The organism is Sulfitobacter sp. HI0129 (assembly GCF_001635395.1).
In the GTDB taxonomy this organism is placed as follows: domain Bacteria; phylum Pseudomonadota; class Alphaproteobacteria; order Rhodobacterales; family Rhodobacteraceae; genus Sulfitobacter.
The window spans coordinates 1-7014 of record NZ_LWGH01000368.1 but is presented as its reverse complement, the minus strand read 5'-3'; the positions used below and the strand labels follow the sequence as shown (position 1 = coordinate 7014).

At 57.3% G+C, this 7014-nt stretch carries 7 protein-coding genes and 2 pseudogenes; 8 read left to right on the top strand and 1 reads right to left on the bottom strand.

Features of this window, described 5'->3' with window-relative positions:
• The 5 genes and pseudogenes from A3764_RS25960 to A3764_RS25955 all read left to right on the top strand — a co-directional run.
• Positions 1-284: hypothetical protein (locus A3764_RS25960; RefSeq protein WP_236628156.1), on the top strand; the 284-nt coding region annotated here is incomplete at its 5' end.
• 8 nt (positions 285-292) lie between these two features.
• Positions 293-1417, top strand: a complete 1125-nt coding sequence (locus A3764_RS09400; RefSeq protein WP_161487489.1) for a glycosyltransferase family 4 protein — start codon at positions 293-295, stop codon at positions 1415-1417.
• Positions 1414-2478: a glycosyltransferase gene (locus tag A3764_RS09395; RefSeq protein ID WP_067921080.1), complete on the top strand. Its 1065-nt coding sequence runs from the start codon at positions 1414-1416 to the stop codon at positions 2476-2478. Before A3764_RS09400 ends, A3764_RS09395 begins: the two co-directional genes overlap by 4 nt.
• Positions 2479-2619: 141 nt before the next feature.
• Entirely contained in the window at positions 2620-3327 is a 708-nt protein-coding gene (locus A3764_RS09390) for an FkbM family methyltransferase (RefSeq protein WP_082851059.1), read from the top strand.
• Between the two features lie 627 nt (positions 3328-3954).
• Positions 3955-4068 (top strand): annotated as a pseudogene (locus A3764_RS25955) (IS481 family transposase); the annotation flags it as partial.
• Between the two features lie 90 nt (positions 4069-4158).
• Here the strand turns inward: A3764_RS25955 and A3764_RS09385 are convergent.
• Positions 4159-4483 (bottom strand): annotated as a pseudogene (locus tag A3764_RS09385) (IS110 family transposase); the annotation flags it as partial.
• Positions 4484-4586: 103 nt separating this feature from the next.
• On the opposite strand from A3764_RS09385, the gene gmd reads away from it, so the two are divergent.
• The 3 genes from gmd to A3764_RS09370 all read left to right on the top strand — a co-directional run.
• Positions 4587-5708, top strand: coding sequence for a GDP-mannose 4,6-dehydratase (gene gmd / locus A3764_RS09380; RefSeq protein ID WP_067951522.1), 1122 nt, complete (start codon positions 4587-4589; stop codon positions 5706-5708).
• A gap of 4 nt (positions 5709-5712) precedes the next feature.
• Positions 5713-6672, top strand: a complete 960-nt coding sequence (gene fcl / locus A3764_RS09375) for a GDP-L-fucose synthase (protein WP_067923636.1) — start codon at positions 5713-5715, stop codon at positions 6670-6672.
• A gap of 9 nt (positions 6673-6681) precedes the next feature.
• On the top strand, positions 6682-7014 hold a 333-nt coding region (locus tag A3764_RS09370), incomplete at its 3' end, for a sugar phosphate nucleotidyltransferase (protein ID WP_269085019.1).

Below are 7014 nucleotides of genomic sequence, written 5' to 3'. Positions count from 1 at the left end.
CCCTGATGGCCACCGGGTTGATCGGAAGCATTCCGTTCATCGGCATTACAGTTCTCGCATTGTATTCGGCATGGAGAATTTTACGTCGCGGTGCAGGTGACCTGTGGATCGGGCTGCTCACCGTCCAGTACATTACCGCCCATCAGTTTTCCGGCGCGTTATTCAACTCAACCACCATGTGGATGACCATCGCTCTTGCGATAGCGCACTATGCAAGTACACGATCACCAAGACACGCCGTGGCGATCCAAACGCGGCCTGGGCTTGTCGGCGGGCTCCGATGAAGGGGCCGTTGAAAAAAGCGGGCACGCCCGTCCCTGCCGCAACATCCAGGATCGTTGTGACCCAACCGGCATTGCCGCTCTACCGGATTCCGCTCTTCGCGAGACTCTCCAAAATTTACGGCGAGCGCTTTACCGTCTACGCATCACGCCAGTCAGAACTCGGCGCATTGAACGCTAAAACGACGGCCGCCTCCTGGTTCCGCCCCCTGAATCCAGCGCGACCAATCTTGTGTAAACTGGAATGGCAATCTGGCGCTCTGGCCATTTCGTTACGACGCGGCGACATTCTCGTGTTATCAGGGCAACCCCGGACCATCTCCAACTTAGCCCTGATCCTGAAAGCGAAACTCGTCGGCGCGCGCGTGGTATGGTGGGGGCATTTCTGGTCCGCAACAAGCAGACCTTGGCGTGCGACAATCCGGTTCTGGATTATGCGGCTGGCAGACGCGATCTTGTTCTACACCGATCAAGAAGTGGACGAGTATCAGACGCAGAATGCGCGGCACAGCTCAGTCCCCGTAAAAGGGCTCAACAATGGGATTGAAACGGATCAGATCGTGGCCCTTCGAGCCCCGTACGAGGCCTCTCGCCGGCCAAGAGACCTTCTCTTCATCGGTCGCGTCACGAAAAAAGCCGAATTGTCGCTCTTGCTGGACGCGCTGTCGCACGAAAGTTGCATATCGGTTACGTTAGACGTAATTGGCGATGGCGACGAGGCGGAGGTACTTCGCAATCGTGCAGCCCAGCTTGGAATCTCGGATCGAATTGCATGGCATGGCGCGTTGACTGATGAACCACAAATTGCGAGGATCGCAAATAAATGCCGCCTGTTCGTGTATCCAGGTTCAGTTGGCCTGTCGCTAATACACGGTTTGACCTACGGGCTGCCGGCGATCGTTCACGACGATCGCTGGCAGCATATGCCTGAAATTGCCGCCCATCGACCCGGCGAAAACGGCTCGGCGTTCCGCTTCGGCAACGCCGATGCGCTGGCAAACACAATATCGGACCTTATCAAACAACCTGACCAACTGGTGAGGTCGTCAACCGAGGCGGTGAAGACAACTGCGAAAACGTTCAATGTCGAAGATATGGCACGCCGATTTTGCGCGCTTGTGGATGGGTTGGAATGACTAGGGATACCCTAGGCAAGCTGGCCGTCTGGACTCCTGATCTTTCTAGCGTGAACGGACAGAATATAGTGACTCAAAGGGTGATTGCAGGACAAGCGGACAGGCTCGGAACCGTCTACACTTATCGCGGCAATACGCTGCCGGCGATTTTGAAAACCTTGTGGCAGGCAACGCGGCTGACCGCTTCCGTGGTTTCTGGCCGGCACGCCGGCGCCTACGTTGTCTGCTCACGATCTTCCGTCGGTTTTCTGCGCGACATGTTGCCCTTACTCACGTCGCGCCTAGGCGCGCGGGTCGTTGCCCATGTGCACGGGTCGGATTTCCCCGAACTTCTTAAGCGTCGTAGGGTTGGCCCGCTGGCCCGCTGGCTTTACGCCTCCTGCGAGGTCATCGTTCCGTCCAGCCACCTACTGGAGCAGTTGGCTGCTTTCCACCTCCACCGCCTGACCCTGTGTGAGAACTTTGCCGAAGTCGGCAGCGATAATGCGCGTTCGGCATGGAAGTCTGTCGTCGCTCCGTTCATTGTACTATGGAATTCTAATATCATGGCCACCAAAGGTATCGCCGAATTGGTCGAGGGGGTTAGGCTATTGCGCAACGAGGGCGCGGCAATCAGGCTGGTCATACTCGGCAGTCCGATCGGCGACGCGGAAAGAACGGAAGCCGAGATGCACGCCTTTCTCGAAGGCCTGCGCAGTGAGGACTGGATCGAGATGAAGGGCGTCGTGCCGCCCGGAGCGGTGCCCGGATACGTAACGGCGAGCGACGTCGTTGCGCTGCCGTCGGAATACTCAAGCGAGTGCCAGCCTCTTGCCGTGATCCAAGGTATGCTCGAAGGGCGAACGTTATTAGTCTCCGATACCGCGGCGATGCGGGCGACCGTGGGCGACTACCCGGCGATCTTCGTGCAGAAAGACCCCAGCGCGATATGCGAGGCACTGCGCCCACTCGTCGCGTCCCGGCCCCGATCCGCCCACGACGCTGCCGCGCAGGCGCGCGCCAGGTTTTCACCCAAACGGTTCGACCAGTGTCTGCGCCTCGCTCTTGCCCCACCGGATTGAAATAGGACATCAGGCACCGTTATTTTCTGATAGCCGAGGACGATGTTTGGGCCCTAGATTCTGTCATTTGTTGCATCACCGATTGCTGGGGTGCTGCCGGATTGGAGCGCCGCCTACTCATAAATTCACAGGGACTAGAGTATGAACACCAATGACTTAAAGTCACTTGTGCGGCCGGTGGTTCGCCGTTTCAAGAGTCTTATAAAGCCTCCGCTTCACCGCCCGGACGATCAGTTTGCCTTCCGGGTTCTTGGCTCCGACTATGGAGGATGGCCAGTGATGAACGGCAGTCTAACAACGCAAAGCGTGGTATATTGTTTTGGCGTCGGCACGGACATCAGCTTCGACCTCGCAGTGATTGGCAGTTTCGGCTGCACGGTAGACGCCTTCGATCCGACCCCGCGCTGTATCGCTTGGGTGCAGGTACAGGACCTTCCGGCGGGGTTCAAATTCCACGATGTTGGGCTGTCCAACAAGACTGAGGTGTTGCGCTTCTCCGCTCCCCCCGAGGACGATTTCGTATCTTATACGGTTGCTGAACGCAGCGACAGCTGCGAAGTCGTGGAATTGCCGGTCGAGCCACTGGACGAATTAATGAATCGGCTCGGTCACGAGACCATCGATTTACTGAAAATGGACATCGAAGGTTCCGAATACCCAGTCATTGTCGACATGATGGCCAAGGGAATTATGCCGGGTCAGATTTGCGTCGAATTCCATCACAATATGTACGGCTACACCCCTGACGACACACGAAAGGCCGTCGCCATGTTGCGCGCGGCAGGATATGCCCTTCACTACGTTTCGCAAGGCGGTCATGAGTATGGGTTTCACCGCGCAGATACGTGAGTGAACTGACGCATTAAACCCGCGCTTCTCACAGCGGGTTCGATTGCGAGGTTCCGCACATGGTTGAACGGATCGCGGACAAGACGCTATCTGTCTCTCCACCGGACACAGCAATTCTCACTACAGACTACTCTCGTAGAGAGAAAATGACCCAAGTGCGTTTCCGATACAATTGTACACCGCGTGAAAACGATGAGTTGTCGGAACGGATCAAAAAGTTCGACCTCGTTTTAGCTGTCACGAAACTGTGCCGAATTTTGTGTTTGACACGTTTTCTTTCGTCATTTTGAAGCGTTCTTTGAAAATGATGGCGACATGGTTTCTGACGTCGTGCCATTCGCGCTTCGAGCGCTTCGACGCGGAAATGAAGGTCATCTGGTCCGGGGGCAAGTCGCGTGAAACGGAGCCCCTGTCATGCACCCGAGCCGGAGTTGCAACGCGGCCTGTGGATCGACCCCAACCTCCCATGGGCTACGATCGCATGCTCTTCCCAATTGGCTTTTGCGGGCCAAATCGCTATGCGTGTTCCGGCTCTGCAAAGGTGCAGTGTCAGTCGCATTAGCGGGACAATCTAGGTTTCAAAGGATTAAGCTACATGACTAAATGTGCGCTTGTACTAGGCGCGGGTGGCCGCACCACTATAACCACGAGAGCACGCATTAGGGCAAAATGTGTTGCGGCAGAACCCCGTACCAGACCATGATCCAGGGTAAAAAGACTTGGAAGGAAAAGTTCCTAAACCGACTTGACCTGACAGACGCCGCCGGAAAAACGGCCAACTGCCAGATCACACCGGATCCACTACAGTTAGTACGATTTTTGCAACATGTTTACAAACCTCAATGTCGGACGCATCGCGGCCTCGAAGGTCGCCTCGGCATCGGCTGCATCGTTTTTCTGCCGTTTCACGAAGGGCTTGACGTATCCCGACGGAATGAGCCGCACGTCATGGCCCAACTTGCCGATCTCGACTCCAGAAATGCGCGCTGCTACCGGTTTCCGTGACAACGATACAGGAAGACAGTCGCCCGAAAAAATCAAGGACTTGATCCCGTTTCGGCTTTTTGCCCTGCACTGCACTGCCCGCGCCATCTGCCCCGCGAACTTGGAATACGTTTTTCGTCAGGTCGAGCCCGAACGCGATAATCTCCGACATGACCCTCCTCCTCTGTAGATGATCGCAAAACTACCTTGGCACATCGATGCCGTCTGGGGGGGCACGTGATTAGAGCCATTTTTTCGAAAAAAGGAAACCCACAATGACGAAACGCGCACTAATTACTGGGATTACGGGGCAGGATGGCTCCTACCTCGCCGAGTTTTTGCTTGAGAAGGGCTACGATGTTCACGGAATCAAACGTCGTGCGTCTTTGTTCAACACGGCTCGGGTGGATCACATCTATCAGGATCCACATGCCACGCACCAAAGGTTCAAAATGCACTACGGGGATCTGACGGACACTTCGAACCTTACACGCATCCTGCGGGAGGTGGAGCCCGATGAGGTGTATAATTTGGGCGCGCAATCCCATGTGGCAGTGAGTTTCGAGTCGCCTGAGTACACCGCTGATGTCGATGCGATTGGCACGCTGCGCTTACTCGAAGCGATCCGTTTTCTGGGGCTCGAAAAGAAGACCCGCTTCTACCAGGCATCAACCTCTGAACTCTACGGCCTCGTGCAGGAAATTCCCCAGACCGAGTCAACACCTTTCCACCCGCGCAGCCCCTATGCGGTGGCCAAGATGTATGCCTATTGGATCACCGTGAACTACCGCGAGGCCTATGGCATGTATGCCTGTAACGGCATCCTCTTTAACCACGAAAGCCCCCGTCGCGGAGAGACTTTCGTGACCCGCAAGATCACCCGCGGTCTGGCCAATATCGCGCAGGGGTTGGAGCCCTGCCTCCACATGGGCAATATCGACGCGCTGCGCGATTGGGGCCATGCAAAAGACTACGTGCGGATGCAGTGGATGATGCTGCAACAGGATACGCCCGAAGATTTTGTCATCGCCACGGGTGTACAATACTCCGTGCGCCAGTTCATCGAATGGTCCGCCGCCGAGTTGGGCATCACGCTGCGGTTTGAGGGCATAGGACTGGACGAGGTCGGAATTGTCGCCGCGATTGAGGGCGACGCGGCGCCCGCACTTTCGGTTGGCGATGTGATCGTTCGCATCGACCCGCGCTATTTCCGCCCCGCCGAGGTCGAGACGCTGCTTGGCGATCCTTCCAAAGCCAAGGCAAAGCTTGGCTGGACGCCCGAGATTACCGTGCAGGAAATGTGCGCGGAAATGGTCGCCCATGATCTGCAAAACGCGCGTCGCACCCGTTTGTTGCGCGAACACGGGCTGGACCTGCACATTTCGATCGAGAGTTAAGGCAATGCGCAAGATATACCTTGCAGGCCACCGAGGGATGGTTGGTGGCGCGATCCTGCGGCAGTTGCAAGCGCGTGGCGAAACGAACATCGTCACCCGCACCCATGCGGAACTCGACCTGACAGATCAGGGTGCTGTGCGGGCATTCATGCAGGCCGAGCGCCCCGATGTGGTGATCCTTGCCGCTGCCAAAGTGGGTGGGATCCTTGCCAACAACAGCTACCCCGCTGACTTCATCTACGACAACCTGATGATCGAGGCGAATGTCACCCATCAGGCCTATGCCGCTGGCGTCACGCGGCTTTTGCAGCTTGGCTCATCCTGCATCTACCCCCGCGCCGTTCCGCAGCCAATGCGCGAGGACGCACTGCTGGCCGGCGTGCTGGAGCCGACGAACGAACCCTACGCCATCGCCAAGATCGCCGGGATCAAGCTCTGCGAGAGCTACAACCGCCAGCACGGCACCGATTATCGCTCGGTCATGCCGACGAACCTCTACGGGCCCGGCGACAACTTCCACCCCGAGAACAGCCACGTGCTTCCCGCTCTGATCCGCCGTTTTCACGAGGCCGCGCAATCGGGGGACGAAGATGTCGTTATCTGGGGTACCGGCACGCCGCGCCGCGAATTCCTGCATGTGGATGACATGGCCGCCGCTTCGCTCTTTGTGCTTGATTTGCCTAAGGCCGAGTATGAGGCAAACACCCAGCCAATGCTCAGCCATATCAATGTTGGATCAGGCACCGATATCTCGATCCTTGAACTGGCGCAGAAGGTTGCGGCTGTCACGGGTTACACGGGCCGCATTGTGACCGACCCGAGCAAACCCGACGGCACCCCGCGCAAGCTGATGGATGTTTCGCGGCTTACCCAGATGGGCTGGTCCGCGCGGATCGGGCTGGATCAGGGGCTTGCGGAAACCTACCAATGGTTTCTGGCCAATCCTGAAACCTTCAGGCGTTAAGAGTTACTTATGGAAAACCTAATTCACCCCGTTCTCCTGTGTGGCGGCTCCGGCACGCGGCTTTGGCCCTTGTCGCGCAAGTCCTACCCCAAACAGTTCGTCAAGCTGACCGGCGACGAAAGCCTTTATCAGGCCTCCGCGCGTCGCTTGTCGGGGGATGGCTTTGCCGCGCCCACGATCGTCACCGCCGCCGACTTTCGCTTTATCGTGATCGAGCAACTCGCCTCCCTCGAGATTGCGCCTGTCGACATCCTGATCGAGCCTTCCGCAAAAAACACCGCCGCCGCGATCTGCTCTGCCGCCCTGGCACTAGAGGCCCGTGCGCCGGGTTCGCTGATGCTG